Annotated in this window: 28 protein-coding genes; 14 read left to right on the forward strand and 14 right to left on the reverse strand. The window is 63.7% G+C overall.

Going from position 1 to position 26,792, the window contains the following annotated elements:
• Positions 1–74: 74 nt before the first annotated feature.
• From nspC to ACYQ8E_RS08065, 4 genes are all read right to left on the reverse strand, one after another.
• The gene (gene nspC / locus ACYQ8E_RS08050; protein WP_066728145.1) at positions 75–1,223 is read right to left on the reverse strand and encodes a carboxynorspermidine decarboxylase; all 1,149 of its coding nucleotides are present in this window, start codon (positions 1,221–1,223) and stop codon (positions 75–77) included.
• 27 nt (positions 1,224–1,250) lie between these two features.
• Complete coding sequence (locus tag ACYQ8E_RS08055; RefSeq protein WP_066728147.1) at positions 1,251–1,706, reverse strand: hypothetical protein; 456 nt, start codon at positions 1,704–1,706, stop codon at positions 1,251–1,253.
• A 45-nt stretch (positions 1,707–1,751) separates the two neighbouring features.
• Positions 1,752–2,945 carry a saccharopine dehydrogenase family protein gene (locus ACYQ8E_RS08060; protein ID WP_066728149.1) on the reverse strand — a complete coding sequence of 398 codons (1,194 nt, stop codon included), beginning with the start codon at positions 2,943–2,945 and terminating at the stop codon, positions 1,752–1,754.
• Between the two features lie 163 nt (positions 2,946–3,108).
• Positions 3,109–3,654 (reverse strand): helix-turn-helix domain-containing protein, encoded by a 546-nt coding sequence (locus tag ACYQ8E_RS08065; RefSeq protein WP_066728151.1) that lies wholly within the window; start codon positions 3,652–3,654, stop codon positions 3,109–3,111.
• Positions 3,655–3,883: 229 nt separating this feature from the next.
• Between ACYQ8E_RS08065 and ACYQ8E_RS08070 the strand changes: the two genes are divergently transcribed.
• Positions 3,884–5,128, forward strand: a complete 1,245-nt coding sequence (locus ACYQ8E_RS08070; RefSeq protein ID WP_066728153.1) for a ChaN family lipoprotein — start codon at positions 3,884–3,886, stop codon at positions 5,126–5,128.
• A gap of 59 nt (positions 5,129–5,187) precedes the next feature.
• Here ACYQ8E_RS08070 and ACYQ8E_RS08075 read toward each other — a convergent pair whose 3' ends face one another.
• Positions 5,188–6,168: a class II fructose-bisphosphate aldolase gene (locus ACYQ8E_RS08075; protein WP_066728155.1), complete on the reverse strand. Its 981-nt coding sequence runs from the start codon at positions 6,166–6,168 to the stop codon at positions 5,188–5,190.
• Between the two features lie 216 nt (positions 6,169–6,384).
• Between ACYQ8E_RS08075 and ACYQ8E_RS08080 the strand changes: the two genes are divergently transcribed.
• The gene (locus ACYQ8E_RS08080; protein WP_066728157.1) at positions 6,385–7,830 is read left to right on the forward strand and encodes a glyceraldehyde-3-phosphate dehydrogenase; all 1,446 of its coding nucleotides are present in this window, start codon (positions 6,385–6,387) and stop codon (positions 7,828–7,830) included.
• Positions 7,831–7,915: 85 nt separating this feature from the next.
• Here ACYQ8E_RS08080 and rpsU read toward each other — a convergent pair whose 3' ends face one another.
• Both rpsU and ACYQ8E_RS08090 read right to left on the reverse strand, forming a co-directional pair.
• Positions 7,916–8,110 (reverse strand): 30S ribosomal protein S21, encoded by a 195-nt coding sequence (rpsU, locus tag ACYQ8E_RS08085; protein WP_066728159.1) that lies wholly within the window; start codon positions 8,108–8,110, stop codon positions 7,916–7,918.
• A gap of 117 nt (positions 8,111–8,227) precedes the next feature.
• Entirely contained in the window at positions 8,228–9,343 is a 1,116-nt protein-coding gene (locus tag ACYQ8E_RS08090; protein ID WP_066728161.1) for a THUMP domain-containing class I SAM-dependent RNA methyltransferase, read from the reverse strand.
• Between the two features lie 95 nt (positions 9,344–9,438).
• Here ACYQ8E_RS08090 and ACYQ8E_RS08095 point away from each other — a divergent pair, with 95 nt between their 5' ends.
• The 4 genes from ACYQ8E_RS08095 (at position 9,439) to ACYQ8E_RS08110 (ending at position 12,868) form a co-directional block, all read left to right on the forward strand.
• Positions 9,439–10,344: an ATP-binding protein gene (locus ACYQ8E_RS08095; protein WP_066728162.1), complete on the forward strand. Its 906-nt coding sequence runs from the start codon at positions 9,439–9,441 to the stop codon at positions 10,342–10,344.
• 88 nt (positions 10,345–10,432) lie between these two features.
• Complete coding sequence (locus tag ACYQ8E_RS08100; RefSeq protein WP_066728164.1) at positions 10,433–10,975, forward strand: cytochrome c3 family protein; 543 nt, start codon at positions 10,433–10,435, stop codon at positions 10,973–10,975.
• Positions 10,976–11,046: 71 nt separating this feature from the next.
• Positions 11,047–11,718, forward strand: a complete 672-nt coding sequence (locus ACYQ8E_RS08105; RefSeq protein WP_066728166.1) for a PilZ domain-containing protein — start codon at positions 11,047–11,049, stop codon at positions 11,716–11,718.
• A gap of 130 nt (positions 11,719–11,848) precedes the next feature.
• Positions 11,849–12,868, forward strand: coding sequence for an IS110 family RNA-guided transposase (locus tag ACYQ8E_RS08110; RefSeq protein WP_066722476.1), 1,020 nt, complete (start codon positions 11,849–11,851; stop codon positions 12,866–12,868).
• A gap of 450 nt (positions 12,869–13,318) precedes the next feature.
• Here the strand turns inward: ACYQ8E_RS08110 and aat are convergent, their stop codons facing one another.
• Genes aat through clpS form a run of 3 tightly spaced genes read right to left on the reverse strand, consistent with a single transcriptional unit; the run spans position 13,319 to position 16,676 of the window.
• On the reverse strand, positions 13,319–14,029 hold the full coding sequence (aat, locus tag ACYQ8E_RS08115) for a leucyl/phenylalanyl-tRNA--protein transferase (protein ID WP_066728168.1): 711 nt from the start codon (positions 14,027–14,029) through the stop codon (positions 13,319–13,321).
• A gap of 57 nt (positions 14,030–14,086) precedes the next feature.
• Complete coding sequence (gene clpA, locus ACYQ8E_RS08120) at positions 14,087–16,330, reverse strand: ATP-dependent Clp protease ATP-binding subunit ClpA (RefSeq protein ID WP_066728170.1); 2,244 nt, start codon at positions 16,328–16,330, stop codon at positions 14,087–14,089.
• A gap of 10 nt (positions 16,331–16,340) precedes the next feature.
• A complete protein-coding gene (clpS, locus tag ACYQ8E_RS08125) occupies positions 16,341–16,676 on the reverse strand; it encodes an ATP-dependent Clp protease adapter ClpS (RefSeq protein ID WP_082820362.1) in 336 nt (111 codons plus the stop codon).
• Between the two features lie 376 nt (positions 16,677–17,052).
• Here clpS and ACYQ8E_RS08130 point away from each other — a divergent pair, with 376 nt between their 5' ends.
• The 4 genes from ACYQ8E_RS08130 (at position 17,053) to ACYQ8E_RS08145 (ending at position 19,404) form a co-directional block, all read left to right on the forward strand.
• Complete coding sequence (locus ACYQ8E_RS08130) at positions 17,053–17,721, forward strand: hypothetical protein (RefSeq protein WP_066728174.1); 669 nt, start codon at positions 17,053–17,055, stop codon at positions 17,719–17,721.
• Positions 17,722–17,815: 94 nt separating this feature from the next.
• The gene (locus ACYQ8E_RS08135; protein WP_066728176.1) at positions 17,816–18,844 is read left to right on the forward strand and encodes a hypothetical protein; all 1,029 of its coding nucleotides are present in this window, start codon (positions 17,816–17,818) and stop codon (positions 18,842–18,844) included.
• A 147-nt stretch (positions 18,845–18,991) separates the two neighbouring features.
• A complete protein-coding gene (locus ACYQ8E_RS08140; RefSeq protein WP_157471904.1) occupies positions 18,992–19,168 on the forward strand; it encodes a hypothetical protein in 177 nt (58 codons plus the stop codon).
• Between the two features lie 113 nt (positions 19,169–19,281).
• The gene (locus ACYQ8E_RS08145) at positions 19,282–19,404 is read left to right on the forward strand and encodes a hypothetical protein (protein ID WP_257722358.1); all 123 of its coding nucleotides are present in this window, start codon (positions 19,282–19,284) and stop codon (positions 19,402–19,404) included.
• Here the strand turns inward: ACYQ8E_RS08145 and ACYQ8E_RS08150 are convergent.
• Complete coding sequence (locus ACYQ8E_RS08150) at positions 19,392–19,721, reverse strand: DUF2845 domain-containing protein (protein WP_066728178.1); 330 nt, start codon at positions 19,719–19,721, stop codon at positions 19,392–19,394. The genes ACYQ8E_RS08145 and ACYQ8E_RS08150 overlap by 13 nt on opposite strands.
• A 133-nt stretch (positions 19,722–19,854) precedes the next feature.
• Between ACYQ8E_RS08150 and ACYQ8E_RS08155 the strand changes: the two genes are divergently transcribed.
• From ACYQ8E_RS08155 to ACYQ8E_RS08170, 4 genes are all read left to right on the forward strand, one after another.
• On the forward strand, positions 19,855–21,285 hold the full coding sequence (locus tag ACYQ8E_RS08155; RefSeq protein ID WP_459860618.1) for a DNA recombination protein RmuC: 1,431 nt from the start codon (positions 19,855–19,857) through the stop codon (positions 21,283–21,285).
• Positions 21,286–21,362: 77 nt separating this feature from the next.
• On the forward strand, positions 21,363–21,947 hold the full coding sequence (locus ACYQ8E_RS08160; protein ID WP_066728182.1) for a LemA family protein: 585 nt from the start codon (positions 21,363–21,365) through the stop codon (positions 21,945–21,947).
• A 2-nt stretch (positions 21,948–21,949) separates the two neighbouring features.
• On the forward strand, positions 21,950–22,678 hold the full coding sequence (locus ACYQ8E_RS08165) for a TPM domain-containing protein (protein WP_066728184.1): 729 nt from the start codon (positions 21,950–21,952) through the stop codon (positions 22,676–22,678).
• Positions 22,679–22,705: 27 nt separating this feature from the next.
• Positions 22,706–23,344 (forward strand): TPM domain-containing protein, encoded by a 639-nt coding sequence (locus ACYQ8E_RS08170; protein WP_231875340.1) that lies wholly within the window; start codon positions 22,706–22,708, stop codon positions 23,342–23,344.
• Between the two features lie 103 nt (positions 23,345–23,447).
• Here ACYQ8E_RS08170 and ACYQ8E_RS08175 read toward each other — a convergent pair whose 3' ends face one another.
• Genes ACYQ8E_RS08175 through serB form a run of 3 tightly spaced genes read right to left on the reverse strand, consistent with a single transcriptional unit; the run spans position 23,448 to position 26,590 of the window.
• On the reverse strand, positions 23,448–24,692 hold the full coding sequence (locus tag ACYQ8E_RS08175; protein WP_066728186.1) for a nucleotidyltransferase: 1,245 nt from the start codon (positions 24,690–24,692) through the stop codon (positions 23,448–23,450).
• 12 nt (positions 24,693–24,704) lie between these two features.
• A complete protein-coding gene (sfsA, locus tag ACYQ8E_RS08180) occupies positions 24,705–25,397 on the reverse strand; it encodes a DNA/RNA nuclease SfsA (RefSeq protein ID WP_066728188.1) in 693 nt (230 codons plus the stop codon).
• On the reverse strand, positions 25,394–26,590 hold the full coding sequence (gene serB, locus ACYQ8E_RS08185; protein WP_066728190.1) for a phosphoserine phosphatase SerB: 1,197 nt from the start codon (positions 26,588–26,590) through the stop codon (positions 25,394–25,396). The genes sfsA and serB overlap by 4 nt, the downstream gene beginning before the upstream one ends.
• Between the last annotated feature and the right edge of the window lie 202 nt (positions 26,591–26,792).

Genomic DNA, 26,792 nt, shown 5'->3' on the forward strand with positions numbered 1-26,792 from the left:
CATTTCTCCTGCCTGCAGCCCCCTCTTCGCGAGAAGCTGACGCTGCTCCTGCTTCCAGATTTTGATTGCAACCTTTACGACAGCCGGTTTTTGAAATCCTCGTAGCCAAAACGGCGCACCACCCTCAGCTCGCCGGTCTGCGGCTCGAAGGTGCAGAGCGCCGGGTGCTGGATGCCGTTGAAGGTGGTGGTCTTGACCATGGTGTAGTGGGCCATGTCCTCGAAGGCGAGACGGTCGCCGGCCTTCAGGGGGCGGTCAAACGACCAGTCGCCGATGACGTCGCCGGCCAGGCAGGACGGCCCGGCCAGCCGATAGGTATGGGGCCTCTCCCCCGGCTCGAAGCCGCCGGTGATCTCCGGGCGGTAGGGCATCTCCAGCACGTCGGGCATGTGGCAGGTGGCGGAGACGTCGAGGATGGCGATATCGAGCTGGTTGTGTACCACGTCGAGCACCTCGCCGACCAGCACCCCGGTGCCGATGGCAATCGCCTCGCCGGGCTCGAGGTAGACCTCCAGCGCGTATTTCTCGCGGAAATATTTCACCAGTTCCACCAGGCCGTCGATGTCGTACCCGGCGCGGGTGATGTGGTGCCCGCCGCCGAGATTGAGCCATTTCATCTGCGGCAGGAACCCGCCGAACTTTTCCTCGAAGGCGAGGGCGGTGCGCTGCAAAGGTTCGAAGAGCTGCTCGCAGAGGGTGTGAAAATGCAATCCTTCGACCCCGGCCAGCGACTGGCCTTCGAAGGCGGCACGTGGGATGCCGAGGCGTGATTTCGGCGCACAGGGGTCGTAGATGGGAACCGCCCCTTCCGAGTGCTCGGGGTTGACGCGCAGGCCAATGGAAACGCCGCTCTGCTCCCAGAGCGGGCGGAAGCGCTCGAGCTGGGCGAAGGAGTTGAAGACGAGGTGATTGGAGATCGGCAGCAGGGCCCGGATATCGCTCTCCTTGAAGGCCGCGGCAAAGGAGTGGACCTCGCCACCGAACTCTTCCCGGCCGAGGCGCGCCTCCCAGGGGGAGCTGGCGCAGACCCCCTGCAGGGTCTGGCGGATCAGGGGGAAGGTGCTCCACATGGCGAAGGCCTTCAGCGCCATGAGAATCTTCGCGCCGCTGCGCCGCTGCACCTCGTCGAGGATGGCAAGGTTATGGCGCAGCCGCCCCAGATCGACGACGTAGGCCGGCGATGGGGCGAGCTGGAGGATTTTTTCGATGTCGATACCGGTCACTTGCGCTGCCTCGCTTCGGACAAACCCTTAGTGGTGTCCCTTCTCCTTGCCGTGGCCGTGCTCCTTCTCCTGCTCCTGGTGATGCGAGCGCTCACCGTGCCCCTCGTCCCAGGAGAGCTCGCCGCGCTTCAAAGCCTTGAACTCGGCCGAACCCGGCTTGATCCCCAGTTCCTGGGCCATCGCCCCCCACCCCTTCTGCTTATGGCCCGAATAGACCTTCAGGACCCGTTCGGGAGGGACATTGGCCATCTGGCCGAGCCGAAAGACCATGAAGGCGTCGGCCGGATCGGCCACCACCCGAAGGACCTCATCGACCCGGGGCAGCGGCACCCCGAAGCGGGTACTGATTTTGGCCGAAAAGCCGGGCAGGTCAGCCCGGGCCTGGACGTTGACCCGGCCAAGGAAATCCTCCAGGCCGCCGGCGCAGGCCGACCCCGCCAGGAAGAGAAGACCGGTGAGACAAAGAGCGAGCAAGCGTTTCATAACGGCTCCGTTAGGGGCAAAAAGGGGATCAATCCAAAGCTCCCGCTAAAGCGCGGGCCATTCACCTTCTACGACGACCTCCGGCAGCCCCATGGGCCCCAGCTCTGCCAGGAAGAGTTCCGGGTCGAACTGCTCCATGTTCCAGACGCCGGGCGCGTGCCACTTGCCGGTCAGCATCATGATCGCGCCGACCACCGCCGGCACACCGGTGGTGTAGCTGATCGCCTGGGACTGGACCTCTTGGTAACAGGCCTCGTGGTCGCAGATGTTGTAGATGTAGACCTGCTTGCGCTTGCCGTCTTTCAGGCCGCGGGCGATAACGCCGATGCAGGTCTTCCCCTTGGTCAGCGGCCCCAAAGACCCGGGGTCGGGCAACAGCGCCTTCAGAAACTGGATCGGCACGATCTTCTGCCCCTGGAACTCGACCTCGTCGATGCGGGTCATGCCGACGTTCTGCAGCACCTCGAGGTGCTTGAGGTAGTTGTCGGAGAAGGTCATCCAGAACTGGGCCTTCTTGATGGTCGGGATGTGCTTGACGATCGACTCCATCTCCTCGTGGTAGAGGCGGTAGATGTTCATCGGCCCGATCCCTTCCGGGAAGTCGAAGACCCGCCTGGTGGAGAGCGGCGGCGACTCGACGAACTGCCCGTTCTCCCAGTGACGGCAGGTGGCGGTCACTTCACGGATGTTGATCTCGGGATTGAAGTTGGTGGCGAAGGGCTGGCCGTGGCTGCCGGCGTTGGCGTCGATGATGTCGAGCTCTTCGATCACATCGAGGTACTTCTTCGCCGCCAGGGCGGTGTAGACGTTGGTCACGCCGGGGTCGAAGCCGCTCCCCAAAAGCGCCATCAGACCGGCCTGCTGGAACTTCTCCTGGTAGGCCCACTGCCAGGAGTACTCGAACCTGGCGGTGTCGACCGGCTCGTAGTTGGCGGTGTCGAGGTAATCGACCCCGGTCGCCAGGCAGGCGTCCATGATGTGCAGATCCTGATACGGCAGCGCGACGTTGATCACCAGCTTCGGCTGCACCTGTTTGATCAGGGCGACCAGTTCCGGAACGTTGTCGGCATCGACCTGCGCAGTTTTGATCGCGCCGCCGAGCTGGGCGGCGATGGCGTCGCACTTGCTTTTGGTGCGCGAGGCGAGGGTGATATCGGAAAAGATGTCACGGCGCTGGGCGCACTTGTGGGCGACAACCTGGCCGACGCCGCCGGCGCCGATGATCAGCACTTTGCTCATGGCAATACTCCTTCTTTTAATGCTCAAAATTCTCGATGGTACCAGAAGCGAGGATTTTTTCGTCCTGGCAAGGCTGTCGAGCAATCGCGCGGAGGCGTAGCAGCGCTACGCCGCACAAGTGGTTGTGAAGACTTACGCCGCCAGGGCGGAAAAGGACCGCTTCCTAGTAATCAAAGGTCGGCGGGGTGACGACCCACAATATCTTCGCCTCGGTCTTGCCGATATTCTTCACCGCGTGCTTCTTGTCCGAGGCGAAATAGAAACACTCGTCCTTGTTCACCTTGTAGCTCTGGTCGTCGAGACGCAACTGGATCTTCCCCTGCAGCAGGTAGCCGAACTCCTCCCCCTCGTGATAGTCCTGCAGTTCCATCTCGGCGCCGGGCTGCAGCGTCAACAGCGCCGGATCCATGTCGCGGTTCTGGGCGCCGGGCACCAGGAGTTCGACCTTGATACCCTCGGCGTCGGTCGACTTTACCCGCGCCGCGGCGCCGAAGACCACCTCGGCAGCCGGCGCCGATTCGGCGAAGAATTCCTGCATCGAGATGCCAAGGACATCGACGATATCCTTGAGGGTGGCAATGGAAGGGCAGGTCGTGTCTTTCTCCAGCTGCGAGATGTACCCCTTGGTCAGGCCCGCGCGGCTGGCAAGCTCTTCCTGGGTGAGAGCGTTGACCATCCTGAACCGCTTCAGCCGTTCACCGATTTTCACAGCGGTCTCCCTGTTTAGTCCTGCTAAGCCAAAAGTCAGGCAAGGGAGTCTATCCTGTTTCTTCGCCTTGTCAATATCAAAGTTTAGCAAGGGTAAGTAATTTGAATAGCACCGCAGTTCCTGCGCCGCTGAAAACAGGGCTTACCCCCTTGAGTCGGCAGTCCGTTTCATGCTCTAATCGGGCGCTGGAAACCGTCCGCCCTTTTGTATCCCACCTCCAGGAGCCATCATGCGCCAGACTCTTCGCCAACTCCTCATTCTCTCTGCCTGCTCTCTCCTGCTCGGCGCCTGCGCCCCCGCCGGTCCGCGGCCGCTGGGCGACCCGCAGAATCCGTATCCGCTGACCGCCCCTCCCAAGGTCGGGGAGTTCGTCCACCTGCCGACCGGGCTTGCCGTCAGCAGCGAGCAACTGCTCGCCATCGCCGGTGACGCCCGCATCGTCTATTTCGGCGAAACCCATGACAACCCCGCCTCGCACCGCCTCGAAACGATGCTCCTCGCGGGACTGGACAAGCGTCACCCAGGTAAAATGGCTCTTGGCCTGGAGATGTTCAGTCGCAGCCAGCAACCGGTCCTCGACCGCTGGGTCGCCGGTGAGCTGAGCGAGAAGGAGTTCCTGAAAGAGTCACGCTGGTTCGAGGAGTGGCGTTTTGACTTCAGCTACTACCGGGAGCTCCTCAACCTGGCCCGGGAGCGGCAGATTCCCGTGATCGCCCTCAACGCGGAAAAGAGCCTGGTGCGGGCGATCCGCGGCAAGAGCCTGGAAGAGCTCACCCCCGAGGAGCGGGCGCAGCTGCCGGAATTCGACTATGGCGACCCCTACCAGCGCGCCCAGACCCTGGCCATCCTCGGCGATCACAGCCACGGCAAGCTCTCCGCCGACGGCTTCGTCCGCGCCCAGACCCTGTGGGACGAGACGATGGCCGAATCGGTGGCCCGCTACCTGAACAGCCCGGCCGGGGAGAACCGCCATATGCTGGTCTGCGCCGGGGGGAATCACATCCGTTACGGCTTCGGCATCCCGCGCCGGGTCTTCCGCCGACTGCCATCCTCCTATACCCTGATCGGCGGCCGGGAGATCGTGATACCGGAGGAGAAGAAGGATCGCCTGATGGATGTGGAGCTGCCGACCTTTCCGATGGTCCCCTACGATTTTCTCGCCTTTTTCGCCTACGAGAGCCTGCCGCAGCAGGGGGTCCGGCTCGGCGTGATGATCGAACCGGCGCCGGACGGGAAGGGACTGCTGGTGACCCTGGTCCAGCCCGGATCGAACGCGGAGAAGGCCGGCATCCGCAAGGACGACCGGCTCCTGGCCATCGACGGTGAAGCGCTCGGGGATAATTTCGACCTGGTCTACGCGGTCCAGCAGAAGCAGGCCGGAGAGCGGGGAGAGTTGCAGGTTGAACGGGGGGGAGAAAGGCTGCAGGTCGAGGTCGAGTTTGCGGCGACTCCAACCGGTCACCCGGCCAGGTAGCAGCGAGCACAAAAAAAGCCGCCTGGATGCCGGGCGGCTTTTTTTGTGCCGGGGTCGACTCAGGCCTTGCCGGCGCTGCCGAGGACGGCCTCGTTCTTGTGCTTGATCAACTTGACCAGCTCCTTGCGGGCGGCGCCGAGATACTTGCGGGGGTCAAACTCGCCGGGGTTCTTGGCGAGGTATTCGCGCACCCGGGCGGTGACGGCCAGACGGCCATCGGAATCGATGTTGATCTTGCAGACGGCGCTCGCCGCGGCGCGGCGCAGCTGCTCCTCGGGGACGCCGACGGCGCCGTCCATCCTGCCGCCAAAGGCGTTGATCAGCTCGACATACTCCTGGACCACGCTGGAGGCGCCATGGAGGACGATCGGGAAGCCGGGGAGACGCTTTTCACACTCGGCGAGGATATCGAAGCGCAGCGGCGGGACTTCCTCCCCCTCCTTGAGCTTGAACTTGTAGGCGCCGTGGCTGGTGCCGATGGAGATGGCGAGGGAGTCGACGCCGGTCTGCTTGACGAACTCCTCGACCTCCTCCGGCTTGGTATAGGTCGAATGCTCGGCGGAGACCTCATCCTCGATGCCGGCGAGCACGCCGAGCTCCCCTTCGACGGTGACATCGAAGCGATGGGCATACTCGACGACCTGGCGGGTCAGGGCGACATTCTCCGCGAAGGGGAGGTGGGAACCGTCGATCATCACCGAGGAGAATCCCGAATCGACGCAAGACTTGCAAACCTCAAAGGTATCGCCATGATCGAGATGGAGGGCAATGGGGATATGGGAGCCCTGCTCCCGGGCCATCTGCACCGCTCCCATTGCCATGAAGCGCAGCATCGTCTGATTGGCGTAGTCGCGGGCGCCCTTGCTGACCTGAACGATGACCGGCGAGGCGGTTTCGGCACAGGCGGTGATGATCGCCTGCAGCTGTTCGAGGTTGTTGAAGTTGTAGGCCGGGATGGCATAACCGCCGCCCACGGCCCGGCGGAACATCTCACGAGTGTTGACCAGCCCGAGCTCGGTGAAGTGCACTGCATCGCCCATAGCAATTGTCCTCCTTGTCATTTTAATCAGTAAGTGCTGGTTTCGCCCGCGCAGGGCTCGGTCATTAATAGCAATTCACCACCGCCAAGTCCAGCCAAAAGTCGCGAATCGCAGGGGAAAAGGGGTTGCATTGGCGGGCCGATTCAGTTTAGGATACCGCCGCTTTTATCGCTGCCGGCGCCTGCGGGTGCCTTTGCCTGCCGGAAGGAATTCGTCATGACCATGGAAGCCCAGGAAGCCTATTTCCACGACTGGAAGAACCGCGAGGAGATCGCCGAGTCGATGCTCCCCCTGATTGGCCGCCTCTACCGCGACCACGGCGTGGTAACGATGGTATACGGCCGCTCGCTGGTCGGCGGCTCGACCATCGACATCCTCAAGGCGCATCGCTTCGCCCGCCAGATCCTCGAGAATGAGCTCTCGGTGCGGGAGACCGCCCCGATCCTGCAGGCGATGGCAGCGATGCAGCTGGCGCCGGCCAGGGTCGACATCGGCAAGCTGACGGTGCGCTACCTGGCCCAGGCCGGCGGCACCGACCTGGCGGGTTTTGTCCGCCAGGAGCTGGCGCCCGTCAACACCGGCAAAGGCTCCCTGCTGCAGGAGCCCAAGGATGTCGTCCTGTACGGTTTTGGCCGCATCGGTCGCCTGCTGGCCCGGATCCTTATCGAAAAAGCCGGCGGTGGCGACAAGCTGCGCCTGCGGGCGGCGGTGGTGCGCAAGGGGAGCCCGGACGACCTCGCCAAGCGGGCCAGCCTGCTGCGTCGCGACTCGGTCCACGGCCCCTACCAGGGGACGATCACCGTGGATGAAGAGCATAACGCGATCATCGCCAACGGCAACATGATCCGCATCATCTATGCCGACGCCCCCGAAAACGTCGATTACGGCCAATACGGCATCCACGATGCGATCCTCATCGACAATACCGGCAAGTGGCGCGACCGCGAAGGCCTCGGCCGGCACCTGAAGGCCAAGGGAATCGCCCAGGTGGTGCTGACCGCCCCGGGCAAGGGGGATGTCCCCAACATCGTCTTCGGCGTCAACAACGAGCTGATCACCCCCGAGGAAACGATCTTTTCCGCGGCCAGCTGCACCACCAACGCCATCGTCCCGGTCCTCAAGGCGGTCAACGACAAGTTCGGCATCGAAAATGGCCACGTCGAGACCTGCCACAGCTACACCAACGACCAGAACCTGATCGACAACTACCACAAGAAGGAGCGCCGCGGCCGCAGCGCCCCGCTGAACATGGTCATCACCGAGACCGGCGCCGCCAAGGCGGTCGCCAAGGCGCTGCCGGAACTGGCCGGCAAGCTGACCGGCAACGCCATCCGCGTGCCGACCCCCAACGTCTCCCTGGCGATTCTCAACCTGACCCTCGGCCGGGAGACCAGTGTCGCCGAGCTGAACGCCTACCTGCGTGACATCTCCCTCGATTCGCCGCTGCAGAACCAGATCGACTTCACCAACTCGCCGGAAGTCGTCTCCAGCGATTTCGTCGGCTCGCGCCACGCCGGGGTCGTCGATTCGGTGGCGACCATTGTCGAGGGGAATCGCTGCGTCCTCTATGTCTGGTACGACAACGAATTCGGCTACAGCGCCCAGGTGGTGCGGATGGTGGCGAAGATGGCCGGGCTCGAACTCCCCTGTTTCCCCAACTGACAGTAAGCCTGCCATACCAACAACAGAACGGCCGGTCCCAAGGGACCGGCCGTTCTGTTGTTACGTTTAAGCGATATAAAAGGGATCAGTCGGTGCGCATCAAGCGCATCTTCTTGCGGAGACGGCGTTGGGCTTCCTTCTCCTTGCGCTTGCGCTTGACGCTGGGCTTTTCGTAAAATTTCCGTTGCTTCATTTCACGGAACAGCCCCTCCTGCTGGAGCTTGCGCTTGAGGACACGGATCGCCTTTTCGACGTTGTTGTCCACGACCTGGATTTCCACGAACTGATCACCTCGCTTTCCGACATCTTTATCGCTGCGCCATAAAAGCCCTGGCCGCAGAGACAAGCAGGGAGAATATTCCACTTCCCGCCCGATTGCAAGGATTTTTTCGCCATATCACCACATGGCGGCCTGAAACAGGACCACCTCGATCCCCCCGTTGCTGAACTGCGCGAGGGGCCTGGCATCGAGGCCGGTTGCCCGGGCCAGTCCGGCATCGGGAGTGAGAAAGAGGCAGCGCCAGCCCGCACCGCCACGCCGGCAGACCGTCCCCAGGGCGGCAAAAAGCCGTTCCAGGTCCTGGTCCCGACCGAGCCGGGCGCCATAGGGGGGGTTGGCAATCAGCAGCCCCGGACCCGGCGGCAGTTGAAGGGTTTCCAGAGGCGCACAGCGCAACTGCAGCAACTCATCCACCCCGGCGCGCTCGGCATTGCGCTGTGCCGCGCCAAGGACCACCGGGTCGTGATCGCTGCCGGTGATTAGCGGCCCCGGATCTGCGCGGTGCCGCATTGCCTCGACCTGCAACGCCTGCCAGAGGCCGGCGCGGTACCCCGGCCAGGCCATGAAAGCAAAGCTTCGGTTTGCTCCCGGGGGGCGGTGGCCGGCCAGCAGCGCCGCCTCGATGGGAAGGGTCCCGGAACCGCAGAGGGGATCGATCAGCCGCTCCCGACCGTCCCAGCCGGCGCAAAGGAGCATCGCCGCCGCCAGGGTTTCCCGCAACGGCGCCGGCGCCGCATCCTGCCGGTAGCCGCGACGATGGAGCAGTTCTCCGGAACTGTCGACCGAGAGCTGGCAGATGTCGTCCTCGAAGCGGACCAGCAGCCGCTGCTCTGGCGCGGGAGCGCTGCCGGCAGCCTCCCCGAGGGCCTGCGTGATCGCCTCGCGAACGGTGTCGGCAATCCGGTCGGTATGAAAAAGCCGCGAGCCGCGGCTGCTGGCGCTGACTTCGACCCGGGTCTGCGGTCGCAGAAACTGACCCCAGGGGAGCCGCCGGGCACGCTGGAAGAGTTCCGGAAAAGCGCGGCAGCGGAAGCTCTCCAACCGCACCACTACCCGCGTCGCGGTGCGCAGCCAGAGGTTGGCCAGGTAGACCTCGCGCAGGCCGCCGCGAAACTCGACCCCACCGGGGACCGGTCGATTGGCCAGGCCCAGGGTGGTCAGTTCGCCGGCGCAGAGGGTCTCGAGGCCTGGCGCGGTAATGGCAAAGAGGGGCCGTTCACGGTCTTTTTTCATCATTCCTCCCGGGGTCGCCAGCATAGCATCGAAGCGCGATTTCTGCTACACTCCCTCACCCGAGCGACAACCCATCAACGCGGAGGAGCGCCGTCATGGCTGAACTCGACCTCGACTGGGACTACCTGCTGGAGCGCCTTGAACGACTGCTCGACCTCAGTGAAGAAGCCCTGCTGCTGAAGATCGGGCCCGACCCCGAAGAGACCCCGGAGATGGCGACCCAGGTCGCCTTTCGCTGGGTCCGCGAGGGGCGCGGCGGCTGGTTGCAGCCGATCAGCCACCCCGACCTCCCCGACCACGGCGATCTGCTCGGCATCGACCGCGTCCTGCAACGGCTGGAACAGAACACCCGCCAGTTCCTGGCCGGGCACCCGGCCAACAACGTCCTCCTCTGGGGCGAACGGGGCTGCGGCAAGTCCTCGGCCGTCAAGGGACTGCTGCGGGCCCACGCCGATGCCGGACTGCGCCTGGTCGAAGTCTACAAGGAGGACCTGCAGCAGCTGCCGGCGATCTGCAGCCTGCTGCGCGATCTCCCCTGGCGCTTTATCCTCTATTGCGACGACCTTTCCTTCGATGAATCGGACAGCGCCTACCGGGAGCTCAAGGCCCTGCTTGAGGGGGGGCTGGAGAGACGGCCGCAGAATGTCCTCGTCTATGCCACCAGCAACCGCCGGCACCTGCTGCCGGAACGCATCGTCGACAACAGCGATGCCGAGGAGATTCATCCCGAAGAGAGGATTGCGGAAAAACTCTCGCTCTCCGATCGCTTCGGCATTACCCTTGCTTTCTATCCGATGTCCCAGGAGACCTACCTGGCCGTCGCGCGCCACCTTGCCGCCCGCGCGGGCCTAGCGGTTGACACCGGCGAATTGGCGCGGGAGGCGCTGCACTGGGCGCTGGGACGCGGAGCCCGCTCGGGCCGGGTCGCCCGCCAGTTCGTCGATGATCTGCGCGGCCGCCTGGCCCTGGCCGCAAGCGAAAAAACCGCGCCCGGGTCGTGATCGCGCCAAAGACCGATTTTTTCTTTGGCGGCGGCACCAAATCGATTATAGTTGGGCGTTTCCCGAACGATTTTTCCGGAGGTCCTTAATGAAACTGCGTTGGTTCACCCTGGTCCTGTTGCTGCTGGTTATCCCTTCCCTCTCCCTGGCGCGCTGGATTACCGACCAGGTCGTCATCGAGAGCAAGGCCACCGGGCCCATTCTCTTCAGCCACTACAACCACCTCGAGGCGGTTGGCAAGAACTGCCCGACCTGCCATAACGGCATTTTCAACGTCGAACCGGCCAAAAACCGTGCCGCCACCATGGCCGACATGGAGCAGGGAAAATCGTGCGGCGCCTGCCACAACGGCAAGCGGGCCTTCAGCGTCAAGGAGGACTGCGCAAGCTGTCACCCGACCCGCGATATCACCTTCACCGTCGCCGACGCCGGCAACGTCCTCTTCAGCCACGATGTCCACACCGGAATGTACAGCTGCAGCGAATGTCACCCCGGTCTCTTCATCCCCGGGGCCGGCAACAAGCGCGCCAGCATGGAGGATATGGCCGGTGGCGAATCGTGCGGCGCCTGCCATGATGGCAGTACCGCCTTTACCGTTGAAGAGAATTGCGACACCTGTCACCAGATGTAATCGCGGGCCGATCCGTCCCGCCCAATCGCCCCATGCCCTATTCAAAATACCTTAAAGCCGGCCAGAAGATCATGCTTCGGGCCTTGGCTCCGGAGACGTCTGTCGAGCGCTTTGAGGCTCTCACGGTCTTTCTCAAGGGTCAGGGGCCGAACTATCTCGACCTCACCCTCCCCTACCAGCTCCAGGAAGGGGAGGGTTACCCCTTTACTCCGGGGATGGCCTTCGAAATCCTCTCCGATGCCATGGGACTCGGCATCCGCCTGACCGGGAATTTTCAAAGCGCCCGGGATGTCAACCAGATCCGCCTCAGCCACAACAACGACCTGCAGCTGATCCGGCGCCGGACCTTTCGCCGCCGCGACACCCTTATCGGGCTGCGCTATACCAAGGGGCGCGGGGCCCTACGCACCTTTCGCGAGCAGTGGGAAAAGAACACCCGGATCCTCAACAGCGGCGGCAACCTGGCCAGGCTCCCCGACTTCCCCCGCTGCAAGGTCAACCTGAGCGCCGGCGGCATCCGCTTTGCCATCAAGCTGCCGGTGGCGGTCGCCGATCTCTGCCTGCTGCTCTTGGAGCTTCCCGACGGCAAGCCCCCGGTCTGTGCCCTCAGCGAAATCGCCTGGCTTGCCGAAGGGGGCGAGGAGAACCGCTGCCAGGCTGGAATGCAGTTTATCCAGATCCTGGAAAGCGATCGCAAGCGGATCGAACAGTTTATTGCCGCCGGAGGCGGGGAGGAAACCTGATTACCAGACCGCCCATCCCTTCCTGCGGACAAAAAGGCCTGATAATCCTCTAAAAGGCACCTCCTACGCTACCAGGCCGATCCTGGTACGCTAGGAACAACAAACAACTCCCTATTTTAGGAGGTGCCTTATGAAACTCTACTCTGGTTTCGACCTGCACTCAAATAACAACTATCTTGGAATCATTGACCAGAACGGAAAGAGGATTTTCAAAAAGAAGCTGGACAACGACCCGAAGCAGATTTTACAAACCCTCCAGCCGTTTCGGCCCGACTTGATGGGCGCCGTTGTTGAATCGACCTACAACTGGTACTGGCTGGTGGATCTGTTGATGGACGAAGGATATCGAGTTCATTTGGCCAATCCTGCGGCCATTCAAACCTACAAGGGGTTGAAGCATGTCGACGATGTCCACGATTCTTTTTGGTTGGCCGAGATGCTGCGCTTGAACATTCTGCCGGAAGGCTACATCTATCCGAAGGAAATGCGTCCGGTACGCGACCTGTTGCGAAAACGCGGACATCTGATACGCCTTCGGACTTCGCTGATCATCAGCTTGCAGAACATCGTCACCCGCAATTGCGGCGTTCGACTCAAGGCGAACGAGATCAAACGATTCCGAGGTGACCGTATCGGTCCCCTGCTCGCCGAAAACGAGGATTTGGCCCTGGCCGGAGCGGTCAGCAAGGAGAGTATCGACTTTCTTACCCGGCAGATTCGGCAGATCGAGGCGGTTGTCGAAGGTAAAATCGATCTCGACGGCCCCTATCGCTATCTTCTGTCCCTTCCCGGCGTCGGCAAGATTCTGGGCTTGACCATCCGGCTGGAAACCGGGTGCATCGAACGCTTTGCCAAGGTCGGAAATTACGCCTCGTATTGCCGCAAGGTCTCCAGTCGCTGGACCAGCAACGGCAAGGCCAAAGGACGGGGCAACGAAAAGAACGGCAATAAATACCTGGCCTGGGCCTTTTCCGAAGCGGCCGAACTCGCCCGTCGTTTTGATCCGAAAGCGCGGGCGTTCTATCAACGCAAGCTCGCAAAGTGTCCGGTCATGGTGGCCCACGGCGCCCTGGCCCACAAGCTGACCCGGGCGGCGTTCTTCGTTATGCGCGACCAAGTGCCGTTTATGCCGGAAAAACTGTTTCCCTGATAGAACTGGCTGGGGCGGGGAACCAGCTATGGGGTTGGCCCAACCAAAAGGCCTGATTGGTCAACCGCCCCACCCAGACAGATAAGGTTATCCGCATCTTGACTGCCCATGCCGCGAGCCACAACGGGGCTGGTTCACAACCAAAAGACCTGTCAACATCCATTGGACACGGCATGGAACCGAAAATTTTCTGGACCGCGAAAAGCGGCAGGGGCCATCGGCGAACGGAACATCTGCCGATCGAGCCTTAAACCTGATGGGTGACTGTTGCAGCCAAGAGCTGACACGGAAACGGAACGAAATACCGGCATACGTCGAGAAGCAGACAACCTTCGTGGCCGAAGGCCACGAGTAAAGGCGAGAAAATCAAAAATCTTGCGCGGGAGTTTTTTACCCTATTGACCGGCGCCTTTTAATGGGTGCCCCTAATCTGTGGCAGGCCTTTTACCTTCAAGCGACCGGATATTCCCCCTCCCCGGGGAAATCCCCCGGTGGCGGCATGGTCGACGGCGTCACCCCGGAGCGCCGCAAGCGTTCCAGAAAAACCGGGCGCGGGATTTCCCGGGCGCCGAGGCTGACCAGGTGGGGATTGGCCAGCTGGCAGTCGATCAGCTCGAAACCTGCCGCCTGCAGCCGTCCGGCCAGCCAGCCCAGCGCTACCTTGGAAGCATCGGCGACCCGATGGAACATCGATTCGCCGAAGAAACAGCGCCCGAGACAGACCCCGTAGAGACCGCCGACCAATTCCCCCGCTTCCCAGCATTCAACCGAGTGGGCATAACCAAGGCGATGCAATTCCCCGTAGGCGGCCGCCATCTCCGGGCTCAGCCAGGTCCCTTCCCCCTGCTGCCGGCGGATATCGGCGCAGGCCGCGACGACGTCGTCGAAAGCGCGGTTGCAGCTGAGCTGGAAACGACCGCGGCGCAAGGTCCGGCGCAGGCTCCTGGAGCGATGGATTTCGGACGGCTCGAGGATGCAGCGCGGATCGGGGGACCACCAGAGGATCGGGTCTTCAGGGTTGAACCAGGGGAAGATTCCGCTCGTGTAGGCCAGCAGCAGGCGCGGCGGGGAGAGATCGCCCCCCACGGCGAGTAAACCGCCGGGCTCGGCCAGAGAGGGGGGCGGGAAGACGAGCTGCGCAGGAAGACGATAGACCGGCATGACAGGTTCAGGTCGAAGCGGCGTGACCGGCAGCGCGCCCGGAAAGACCGGCGGCCATCAACGGTAGCGGAAAGTGAGGCGGTCGCCTTGCAGACCGACCTGGACGGTGCCCCCCTTTTTCAGGGCGCCAAAAAGAATCTCGCCGGCGATGACATCACTGACCTCACTCTGCAGCAGTCGTCCGAGGGGACGGGCGCCGAACCGGGGATCGTGGCCGCGACGGGCGAGCTCGGTCCGGGCCGCGGCCGAGACCAGCAGGCGGACCTTCTTGTCGACCAGCTGGACCCGCAATTCGTCAAGGAACTTGTCGACCACCCGCACCATGACGGCATCGTCCAGGGGCTGGAAGGGGATGACGGCATCGAGACGATTGCGGAACTCGGGCGAGAAGGTCCGTTCCACTGCCTGCCGCGAGGAGGTGACCGGCTGGCCGCCAAAGCCGATCGGGGTGGCATTCATCTCCCGGGCCCCGACGTTGCTGGTCATAATCAGAATCACGTTGCGGAAATCGGCATGGCGCCCGTTGTTGTCGGTCAGGGTGCCGTGATCCATGACCTGCAGCAGGATATTGAAGAGATCGGGATGCGCCTTTTCGATTTCGTCCAGCAGCAGGACCGCGTAGGGATGTTTGATCACCGCATCGGTGAGCAGCCCCCCCTGCTCGAAACCGACATAACCCGGGGGTGAGCCGATCAGACGCGCCACCGAGTGTTTCTCCATGTACTCGCTCATGTCGAAACGCAGGAATTCGACCCCCAGCGCAGTCGCGAGCTGGCGGGCGACCTCGGTCTTGCCGACGCCGGTCGGCCCGGTGAAGAGGAACGACCCGGTCGGTTTTTCCGGGTGCCCGAGACCGGCCCGGGCGCGCAGGATCGAACGGCAGAGCAGGTCGATGGCTGCATCCTGGCCGAAGACCTGGCGCTGCAAGGCCGGCTGCAGATTTTTCAGCCGCCGGCGATCTGACCCGGAGATGCTGCGTGCCGGAATACGGGCAATCGCGGCGACCACCGCTTCAACCTCGGCGACCCCGATGCTGCGTTTGGCTTGCGGATGGATACGGCAGAATGCGCCGACCTCGTCGATGACGTCGATCGCCTTGTCAGGCAGATGCCGATAGTTGATGTGCTTGGCGGAGAGTTCTGCCGCCGCCCGCAAGGCGGCCTCACTGTAGCGGACGCCGTGATGGGCTTCGTAATGGCTGCGCAGACCCTGGAGAATCGCCACGGTCTCCGCCACCGTCGGTTCGAGGACATCGATCTTCTGGAAGCGCCGGGAGAGGGCCCGGTCCTTGTCGAAGAGGTTGCGGTACTCTTCAAAGGTCGTCGAACCAATGCAGCGCAGCTCGCCGGAGCCGAGCAGCGGCTTGAGGATATTGGCGGCATCGAGCGAACCGCCGCTGGTTGCGCCGGCCCCGACGACGGTATGGATTTCATCGATGAAAAGAATCGCCCCCGGTTTTTTCTGCAGCGCTGCCACCACCGCCTTGAGCCGCTCTTCGAAATCACCGCGGAACTTGGACCCGGCCAGCAGCGCACCCATATCGAGGGCAAAAATTTCCGCATCGGCGATCAAATCGGGCACCGCGCCGCCATGGATCATTAAGGCCAGCCCTTCGGCGAGGGCGGTCTTGCCGACCCCCGGTTCCCCGACGTAGAGGGGATTATTCTTGCGGCGCCGGCAGAGGACCTGCACCGTCCGCTCCATCTCCGCGCTGCGGCCGATCAGCGGATCGAGCTTGCCGTCGCGCGCCCGCTGCAGCAGGTTGACGGTGTAGGCCTCAAGGGGGTCCCGCAGCGGCGCTCCCCCCTTGGCCGGCGCGCTCTCTTCGCCCGGTTGGGGCGCGGCCCCGCCGGAACGCTCCTGCGGCGGCACCTTGGCGACGCCGTGGGAAATATAGTTCAGGACATCAAGGCGGGTCACCCCCTGACCTTCGAGCATCTGGGCGGCGTGGGAGGAGCGCTCCTCGAGGATGGCCGCGAGGACATCGCCGACGGTGATCTCATCCTTTCCGGCCGCCTGCATGTGCATGACCGACCGCTGCAGGATGCGTTGCAGGCCGACGGTCTGCTCCGGAACCGCCTCTTCCTCCCCGGGAAGGGTTTCCAGGTGCTGGCCGAAAAAGTCCTCCAGCTGCCGCTCCAGTACGCTAATCTCCCCCCCACAGTTGCGCAGGATTTCCTGCGCCGTATCGTCAAACAGCATGGCGTAGAGGACATGCTCCGAGGTCAGGTACTCGTGATGCCGCCGCTGCGCTTCGCGCACCGCCAGAGAAAATGTCAACTGCACGTCATGGTTAAACATGTTTCGTCCTTCAGGCCTGCTCGATGCTGCATTTCAGGGGAAACCCGGCGGCGCGGGCGCGGGCGTGAACCCGGGCCACCTTGGTTTCGGCAATTTCCCAGGGATAGATGCCGCAGAGGCCGGAGCCGCGCTGATGCACGCTGAGCATGATCCGGTTGGCCTCGGTCGGCGACTTGTGAAAGACCGCCTCGAGAACCTCGACTACGAACTCCATGGTGGTGTAATCGTCGTTCAGCATCAGGACCTTGAACAGGGCCGGGGAGACCGCGCGCTCCCGGGTCTGCTCCAATTTTCGCGTGCTGCTTCCCGTCCCCGGTCGCGCCACTGCCTGCCTCCCGTTATACATCCTGATTGCCTGCCATCCTAGCATAACTTCCCGGCGACTTCTACACGGCGCGCCGCGCCCCCGGTCCGCATCAGCCACGGGCAGGCCAGGACAGGGTTCGCCACAACCGGGAATTACGCAGCGGCGCAATTACAGTGTAACCACGCTATACCTGCTGTCGCAAGGGAGCAAAAAGTGGACATGACGATTACCGGGCTTAAAAAGAGAGACGGGATGATTGACAAAGCATGCTAATTTTCGGAGAATACTGGCGATTCGATCATTTAATATGTTTGCCGTACTGTGCGCTCCCCAGGAGCAGGCAGGCCCAGTAGGGCAAACGCGAACGGCACTGGCCGGTTTGCTGCCGGCCGTATCCCAAAAGGGGGTCTGCCTCATGTCTGGCGAGTTGTCTGCCGGTTATTGCGGCCACTGCAACCGGGCCGTTACGATCCGCAAGAAAAACTCTGGAGGGTTGCTGCGCAAGATGACCTCCATCTTCTCCAGCGAGGGAGGGGAATCTGAATGGGAATGCACCAAGTGCGGCCAACCGGCGGGAAAATCCTTTGTCCCCCACGTCAACCAGCAACCGGTCGCTGACGACGCGGCGGCTCAATCGTCACCGGCCGCGGCTGCCGAACCGGCCGGGAGCGGTATCCCCACCCTCGAAGTCAATGAATACCGCGATTGCCCCCATTGTCGCGGCAGTATCCGCCGGGAAGCCTTCAAGTGCCTGCACTGCCAGCTGGAAGTCCCCCCCCTGAGCAAACTGGCGGAAGCCAACTGCCACATCTGCGGTAACCTGCTCAAGTATGAAGGGTCTGCGATTGGCCAGATCGTACTTTGTCCAACCTGCACCGGCACTATCTGCCTCCCCCCCCCTGCCGAGGACCGGGTCGTCAAAACGACCCCGCCGCCCGTCGTCAAGCTTCCGGATGATCCGGCGCGCCCGACCCTGACCCTTGCCGTCTGCGTGGCCTGCGAGCACCAGCTGACCTACCAGAAAAAGCACGCCGGGCGCAAGGTCAACTGTCCCTCCTGCAAGAAACCCCTGGTCTTGCCCTGATCCTGCCGGGGAACGGGTGACGACCGGTCGCCGACGCGCTGGAGATTACGGCAACCGCCGTAACGACTGAACCCAGGAGAAAGGTTTGAATCCCATGGATATCGTCTCCGCCTCCGGTCCTCTTGGTTTGGCCTCCGGGCTCGCCGGACTGCTGATCTTTCTGCTCCTCGCCCTGCTCAGCCTGCTGGTCCCGGTTTTCGTCTGGCGCATCTGGGTCTGGACGGCGCGCAGCAACCGGGAACTGCAGCAGCTTAATGTTGCCCTGGAGCAGATCCTCGCTCGCCTCGAAACCGGCGCGGCCGTACCAGGGCCGGTTGCCGAACAACACCCCGCGGCAGCAACTTCCCCCGCGGCGGAACCTACGGGCGCCGCCCCGATCGACGAGGAACTCTTCCCACCGGCGGAACCTTACGAATCTGACGATGAAATTCTCGAAGGAGAGCCCCTTGAGGACGATTTCGGTGCGGCTTTTTCCGACAACGCGGCGGCCGCCCCCTCCTGGCAGGAAGAAAACCGGGCCGCGGCCGAATTCGCCGCAGAGGAATCGGCAGCAGCAAGCGAAGCGGAAGAAGAACCATCCTTTGCCGGTTTTGACGCCGAACCGATGCGTGATACGGACCAGGATGACTTTCCCGACATCGACTTCGAAGCAGACATAGCGCAGGGCCAGCCTGCCGCCAGCACCCACCAAGAGGAAACCTTTGCAGCAGAGGATCCCTTCGCCGCCGGCACCGATGCGGAGGAGGAGTGGCCGCCGCCAGCGGAGGCGGAGCCCCCCACACCCTCTGCGGACTTCGCGCCCCCGGCGCCCGAGGAGCCCCCCGCCCCCGCCGCTGCGTTCGAAGCCTCCGTGCCGGACGAGGCGGCGGCAGACACCTTTGCGACACCTCCGTTCCCTGCTGCCGCCACGCCTGAACCGCTGCCGGAAGTGCCAGCGCCGCCGGCGCCGGAACCCCCGGCGCCCGCCCCCCCCGACGTCATCAGCCTCCCCCAGGATCCGCAACGTCCCGCCACCAACCTGGCCCGTTGCGGGGGCTGCGGTCACAAGCTCGCCTACAAGGAATCCCTCGCCGGCAAGCGGGTGAAGTGCCCATCCTGCCAGAAACCACTCGTCCTGCCCTGATAATTCGATGCCGACACCAGGAGAAAGGAGCGGGGCCGACCGGTCCCGCTCCTTTCTCGCTTTTTTCCCTTGTCACGGGGAAATTGTTTTGGCAGAGTATTAACCTTATCTAAGGACCTTCCCCCTATTCGTGAGTGAGGAGCCGTCATGGGTCTGTCGATCGATTTCGAATGTCCCCAGTGCAAAAAAGCCGTCCACCGCGACCTCTCCGACCTCTCCCCCAGCCAGCGCTCACGCTGCCCGGAATGCGCGACGCCGGTCGAACTCTCCAGCCTCGGCCTGAGGAATTTCCAGCAGGCCCTGCAGGACTATTGCCGTCCCTGATTCGCCGCCTTCCTTGACCCGGGTCAAGGCCTCCGCCAACAGACCCTGCCAGGATAAGGCCAACGACAGCAGCGCACCTGCCTGCTGCGTCCCATCCTGGCGGAGGCTGAACCATGACCGCAACCGAGACGATCCTGTTTGGCACCATCTGGGGGCTGCTGATTGGCGGTCTGTACTTTGCCCTGCGCAGCATCCGGCGCAAGCGACGGCAGCACCAGCCCGATCAGAAGCCATAATCACCGTTCTCCACCCGGACCACCACGCCGTTTTCCAACCGCACAAAGCTGAGAAAGCGACTCGGACCGAAATTGTAGGTCCACTCCTCGACTTCGACCTTGACCCGAGTCCCCCAGTAGCGGCCGTAACGCCAATCGCTGCCCGCCCGAACCTCTTCCCAGCGTTCCCGACTCGCCGGTTCACCGCAGGAGGCCAGGACCTGAATGCGGCGATCCCCGGGGAGAATCAGATCATCCCCACAGCGCAAGGCCCAAGCCGGACCGGCCATGAAAATGAGGATAGCCGCCAGCAACAGCCAGAAATGTCTTCCGGTCATTTTTTCCCCCTTTTCCCGTCCCGTGGTGGAAACCATTATAGCGCAGCCACCTGTCCGGCACCGCCCCCTTTTGGTTTGATGCCGGCGGCCAGGCCTGCTATGGTACCGCTGAATCATCTCCGACGAGGACGGCATGACCCCTGATTCTTTCTGGTTACTGGCAGCTTTGGGGGCCGGGGCCCTGCTGGGCAGTGGCCTGGCCGCGCTGTTCTTTCTTGGTCGCGTGGCGCGAGCCCGCGAGACGGGTGAGCGGGCCGGTGCCGCTGAAATCAATACGTTGACCGAACGGCTGGCCGGCCGCGACCGGCAATTGGCCGAACTTCAGGCCGAACTGCAGCGGGCCCGGGCTGAGTTCCAGGAGCAGCGCGAGGCCAATACCCGTCTGCAGAGCAGGACCGCGCAACTCGAAACCCGGCTCGAGCTTGAGGCCACTGCCGCCGCCGAAAAACTCGCCCTCCTCGAAGAGGCGCGCCAGCGCCTGGCAGAGGCCTTCAAATCCCTCTCCGCCGAAGCCCTCTCCAGCAACAACCAGGCCTTTCTGCACCTGGCCAAAGCGACCCTGGAGCGCTTCCAGGAAGGGGCACGCAACGACCTCGACGGGCGCCAGAAAGCGATCGACCAGCTGGTCAAACCGTTGCAGGAATCCCTCGGCAAGGTCGACGCCCAGATCCAGGGACTGGAGCAGGCCCGCACCGGCGCCTATGCCCGCCTCGACGAGCAGATCAAGTCGCTGCTGACCACCCAGGCCCGGCTCGAGAGTGAGACCGGTAACCTGGTCAAGGCGCTGCGCACGCCGACGGTGCGCGGGCGCTGGGGCGAGATCCAGTTGCGGCGGGTGGTCGAAATGGCCGGCATGGTCAACTTCTGCGACTTCGTCGAACAGGAGTCGGCCACCACCGAAGAGGGACGGCTGCGCCCGGACATGGTCGTCAAGCTCCCCAACGGCAAGAATATCGTCGTCGATTCCAAGGCGCCGCTGCAGGCCTACCTCGAATCGCTGGAGAGCCAGGACGAGAGCGTACGGCGCAACCACCTGCGCGACCACGCCCGCCATATCCGCGGCCACTTGCAGAAGCTCTCGGCCAAGAACTACTGGGCCCAGTTCCAACCGACCCCCGAGTTCGTGGTCCTCTTCCTCCCCGGCGAAACCTTCTTCTCCGCGGCCCTGGAACAGGACCCCGGCCTGATCGAGTTCGGCGTCGACAATCGGGTGCTGCTCGCCACGCCGACGACCCTGATCGCGCTGCTGCGGGCGGTCGCTTACGGCTGGCGCCAGGAGCAGCTCGCCGAAAACGCCCAGAAAATCAGTGATCTCGGCCGGGAGATGTACGAGCGACTGGCGACCCTGACCAATCATTTCGCCGGGCTCGGCCGGGGGCTGGAGCGGGCGGTCGAATCGTACAACAAGGCGGTCGGCTCCCTGGAGAGTCGGGTCCTGGTCAGTGCCCGCAAGTTTCGCGAACTCGGCGCCGCCGACGACAAAGAACTCGAGGCGCCCGCCCTCATCGACCAGGTGCCACGCGCGATGACCGACCCACCTTCCGGCGAAGACAAGAGCGCCTGACCTTTACAACGCCCCTGCTGCTGCTTATATTGCTGGAAACCCTTTTTACTGGAAACCCCTTTGGAGGAATCGACTCGATGCCGAAAAGACTCTTGACCCTGCTGATGCTGCTCCCCCTGCTGCTCCTGTCCGGCTGCGGCTACAACCAGATCCAGAAAAATGAGGAGACGGTGACGGCGGCCTGGGCCGATGTCGAGGCAACCTACCAGCGCCGCGCCGACCTGATCCCCAACCTGGTCGAAACGGTCAAGGCCTATGCCTCCCACGAAAAAGAAACCTTCCAGGCCGTCACCGAGGCGCGGGCCAAGGTCGGCCAGGTGAACGTCAGCGCCAAGGACCTCAACGACCCCGCCGCCCTCGCCCGCTTCCAGGCGGCCCAGGGGGAGCTCTCCGGCGCCCTCTCCCGGCTGCTGGTGGTGGCCGAGCGCTATCCCGACCTCAAAGCGAGCCAAAACTTCAGCGACCTGCAGAACCAGCTCGAGGGGACGGAAAACCGCATCAACGTCGCCCGCCAGCGCTTCAACGAGGCGGTACGGATTTTCAATACCTCGATTCGCACCTTTCCCAACAACCTGACCAACAAGTTCCTGCTCCATCTTGAACCGAAGGAGCCCTTCAAGGCCGAAGCCGGTGCTGCCCAGGCACCCAAGGTCCAGTTCTAGGGATGCCGCTGCGCCGCTGGACCCTACTATTCTTCCTGCTGCTGGGGCTGTCGACCCCGGCAGCCGCCCTCGACGTCCCGGCCCACGCCGGTTACGTCACCGACAGCGCCGGGATCCTCGCAAGGAGCACCGTACAGCGCCTCGACCAGGCGCTGCAGGCCTTCGAACAGAGCGATTCGACCCAGATCGCCGTCCTTACGATTCCGACCCTGCAGGGGGAATCGCTGGAGGAATACAGCCTCAAGGTCGCCGAAACCTGGGGGATCGGCCAGCAGGGGAAGGACAACGGCGCCCTGCTGCTGATCGCCCAGGCCGAGCACAAGCTGCGCATCGAGGTCGGCTACGGCCTGGAGGGACGGCTGACCGACCTCCTCGCCGGGCGCATCATCGCTAACGAAATCACCCCGCGTTTCAAGCAGGGCGACTTTGACGGCGGGGTCACCGCCGGGGTCGCGGCGATGATGGAAGCGGTGCGCGGCGAATACCAGGGGAGCGGCCCCACGACGCAGAAGCAGCGCCGCAATCCCTTTGGCCTGCTGGTCACCCTCCTTTTCTTCGGCCCCTTCCTGCTCCGCGTGCTGAGCCCCGGCGTCCACAGCCGTGGCCACCGCAGCCGTGGTTTCTGGATCGGCGGCCCTCCCTTCGGCGGGGGGGGCGGCTTCGGTGGCGGCGGTGGCTTCTCCGGCGGGGGCGGCGGTTTCGGGGGCGGCGGCTCGTCGGGCGGCTGGTAAATTGGCAGGTATTCAGGAAAAGGGTGGATGATGTCCAAACTGAGCGCACAGACCTTCTTCAGCGCCGATGAAAAGAGCCGGATCGAGGCGGCGGTGCAGGAAGCGGAATCCCGGACCAGTGGTGAGATCGTACCGCTGGTGGTGGACGAATCATATCACTACCCGCGGGCGGAAATCGTCGGCGGCGGCTGCTTCGCTCTCGCCCTCGCGGTCCTGGCAGCCTGGGCCTTCGGCCACAGCTCGGTCTGGGTCTTTCTGCCGCTCTTCCTGATTGGCTACCTCCCCTGCCGCTGGCTGATCCGGGCCCTGCCCGGGCTCAAGCGCCGGCTCATCCATCCGCTCGAAATCACCACCGAGGTGGAAGAGAAGGCGCTGGTCGCTTTCCTTGAGCATGGTCTGCACCAGACCCGCGACGCCACCGGGGTGCTGATCCTCATTTCCCTCTTCGAGCGCCGGGTCCGGGTGCTGGCCGACAGCGGTATCAGCGCGGTCGTCCCGCAGCAGGAATGGGACGACATCGTCACCACCATCACCACCGGAATTCGCACCGGCAAAACCTGCGATGCCCTCTGCACGGCCATCGGCCGCTGCGGCGACCTGCTGCAGGAGCGCTTCCCGCGCCGGACCGACGACCAGGACGAACTCCCCAACCTGATTCTTCAGTAAACGAACCGCGGGAGAAACCGCACCAGAGCCCGGCCAGATTCCTTGCCACAGAATCCGGCCGGGCTCTGGTTTTTTCCAGTCGCAAACGGTCACTCCACCTGCTTTACTTCTCCCAGCGCGCCCTTTCGGCAAAATCCCGGTTGCGCTCCCCCCCCGGCCATTCTTTCATCAGCAGCGAATAGTTCCGCGTTGCCCTCAGTTCCCCTTCGAGCTGCGCCATGGCCAGGCGGTAGATCGGATTGTCGACCCCGTAGCAACGCTTCAGCTGGGCGTAGAGGCGCGAATAATTCCCGATCAGGGGCAGGGAGATGGATTGGCGCCTGGCGGCCAAAAAACGGCGCCCCAGGGCGCTGCTGCCAAGCAGGTGCAGATAAAGGGGGCCGGCCGCCAGGACTTCGGCCATGGCCCCGGCCTGACTTTCGTTGAGCAGATGGGCGAGGATGCGCTGAACCCGGGTGCGGGTGAAGTGCCGGGACTTGATGCCGTCGACCAGCTCCGGATAGCTGCGGCTGCTAAGGGCCGCCTCGAAAATCCGGTTTTCCACCCCCTCCTCCACCAGGTAGAGCCCGAGCAGGCTTTTCGGCCCCCGCAGAATGCGGGCCAGGAGCAGGCGGTGGAAATGTCCTTCATCGAGGTGGGCGTTGCGGTTGAGGGCACGGAAAAAGGGGAGCTGGACCGCTTCCGGCAGAAACCGCAGGACCGGTTCGCCGCCGGCGAGTTGACGGCGAATTCCGGTGGCGCTGGCGATATCGCCCCGGTTTTCGGTGTCGTGGTAGCCGGCGCCGATACGGGGGATGGTCAGGGGCTGGATGGCGCTGCCGGTCTCGGCCAGGGCACGCAGGTAGGCGAGGCCGAGAATATTGTTGGGGGTCGCAAGGATCCTTGCCGCTGCCTCTCCGGCCAGGTCCCGAACCACCCGGGCCCGGGCTGCGGGATAGGTCAGACCTTGCCGCAGCAGCCCGGCCGTGCCGTCGGCGATCGCCGCCGCATCGGCCCGCAGCAACTCCGTCGTTCTCTGCAAGGCAGCGAGATCGCCACTTTCACTGCCGAAGCAGAGGGCATCAACCCCCAGGGCGTCCAGCGCCTGCACCGCTCCGCGGGCGAAGTGCTGGGCGCTGTTGCAGGCGAAGGGAAAGGGGAGTTCCACCACCAGGTCGACCCCGGCGGCCAGGGCCATTTCGGTACGCAGCCACTTGTCGAAGAGGGCCGGCTCGCCGCGCTGCAGAAAGTGCCCGCTCATCACCGCCACCGCCACCTCCGCCTCCGCCTGGCGGCGGCTCTCCGCGAGGTGATGGAGGTGGCCGTTGTGGAAGGGGTTGTACTCGGTGATCAGGCCAACTGACTTCATGGAAAACCCAAATTACAGAAGGACCGGAATCCGGTACCCGACCCGATTTTCGGCCGGCGTGACGACGCTCTTGTAGGCGAACACCTCCACCCCTTTTGCTGTCACCTCGCGCAGCAGGCGGCCGTAGACCGGGTCGATGGCGTCGGCAGCGGTGAAGGAGGTCGCTTCGCCGCGCTGGACGAGGAAGAAGATCACCGCCCGGTGGCCGAGCTGGCGCGCCGCCAGCAGCTCGCGCAGGTGCTTCTGGCCGCGCGCGGAGACGGCGTCGGGGAAGCAGGCGACGGTCGGCTGGCAGCAGAGGGTGACGTTCTTGACCTCGACGAAGCAGCGTTCCCCATCCCGCTCCAGCCCGAAGTCGAGGCGGCTGGCGCCGAACTTGACCTCGGTGGTGACGCGGTAACCGGCCAGCTCGACGATGGAGCCGCCGCGCAGCCCCTCCTCCACCACCCGGTTGGTGCGGTGGGTGTGGGTATCGACCCAGTGGCCGTTGACGAAAATCAGCTCCAGGGTGTAGCGCAGCTTGCGCTCGGGGTTGTCCGTCATCGAGATCAGGACACGGTGGCCGGGGACAGCGCACTGCTGCATGCTGCCGGTGTTGGGGGTGTGGGCGGTAACGAGGCTGCCATCTTCCAGCTCGACGTCGGCGAGAAAGCGCTGGTAGCGGCGCCGCAGCCGCCCTGCGATCAGGGGGGTGGGGAGTTTCACCCGGCGATCTCCGCCGTCTCCCGTTCGGAAAGGCCGAGCAGGTAGAGAATCGAGTCGAGGTTCTGCTGGTTGATGTGGGTGTCGGCCTGCTCGCGCACCCGCGCCTTGGCGTTGAAGGCGATGCCGAGGCCGGCCTTGCCGAGCATCGGCAGGTCATTGGCGCCATCGCCGATGGCGATGGTCTGATCGAGAGTGATCCCCTCGCCCGCAGCGATCTCTTCAAGCAGCTGCGCCTTGCGGGCACCGTCGACGACCTGGCCGACCAGGTTGCCGGTGACGACGCCGTCGATGATTTCGAGCTGGTTGGCGAAGGCGTAGTCGAGGCCGAGATCGGCCTGCAACCGGTCGGTGAAGAAGCGGAAGCCGCCGGAGATGACCGCGGTGCGAAAACCGAGGCGCTTGAGGACCGTCACCAGGGTGCGCGCCCCGGGCGTCAGCGGGATGTTGCGGTAGACCTCCTCCAGCGCCGCCGCCGGCATCCCCTTCAGCAGCGCCACCCGCGCCCGCAGCGAACCGTCGAAGTCGAGTTCGCCGTTCATCGCCCGTTCGGTGATTGCCGCCACCTGGGGGCCGACGCCGGCAATGCGCGCCAGCTCGTCGATCACCTCGATCTGGATCAGGGTCGAGTCCATGTCCATCACCACCAGCCGCTTGGCGCGGCGGTAGAGGCTCTCCTTCTGCACCGCGATGTCGACCCCGAGGCTGGCGCCGGCGTTGAGGAGCTTGCGGGTCAGGGCCTTGACGTCCAGTTCCGGCGGGGTCGAAATGAGGAACTCGACGCAGCGCAGCTGCCCCTGGGTCAGCTTGCTCACCCGTTCGATGTTGACGCCATGATCGGCGAGGATGCGCGACACCCGGGCCAGGGCCAGGGCGTTAACCTCGCCGCCCATGATCGTTACCACGTAAGCGTGGCGCGTCGTCTTGCGGCGATACTCGGCCTCGGAGAGGACCTGGAAGTCGAGGTCGAGCCCGAGTTCCTTGGCGAGGAAGAGGAGGTCCTTGATCAGCGGCTTGCTGGCGCTCTCACCGGTGGAGAAGTCGATCAGCAGCGACAGGGAGAGAAGGGTGTGGGTGACGGTCTGCTCGATATCGCGGATGCGTGCGCCGGCGGCGGCGACTTCCTCGGTCACTGCGGCAATAATTCCCGGCTGGTCCTGGCCGGTCATGGTGATGAGGACCATGCGTTTTTCCATTGTCTGGCTCCGTGGGAAAAGTGCCGGCATTTTACGCGGAACAGGGGGAAACCGCAACCCGGACGGGTTGCTGGTGCGGAAAGAAAACGGGAATGGGCACGAAACCCATTCCCGTTGCTGGTTTTCTTCTGGGCTGCAACCTAATCGGTTTTGGTTCCCCGAAACTATGAAACACCAATAACTACTCAGCCCCCTGCCGACG

Source organism: Desulfuromonas carbonis (assembly GCF_054658035.1).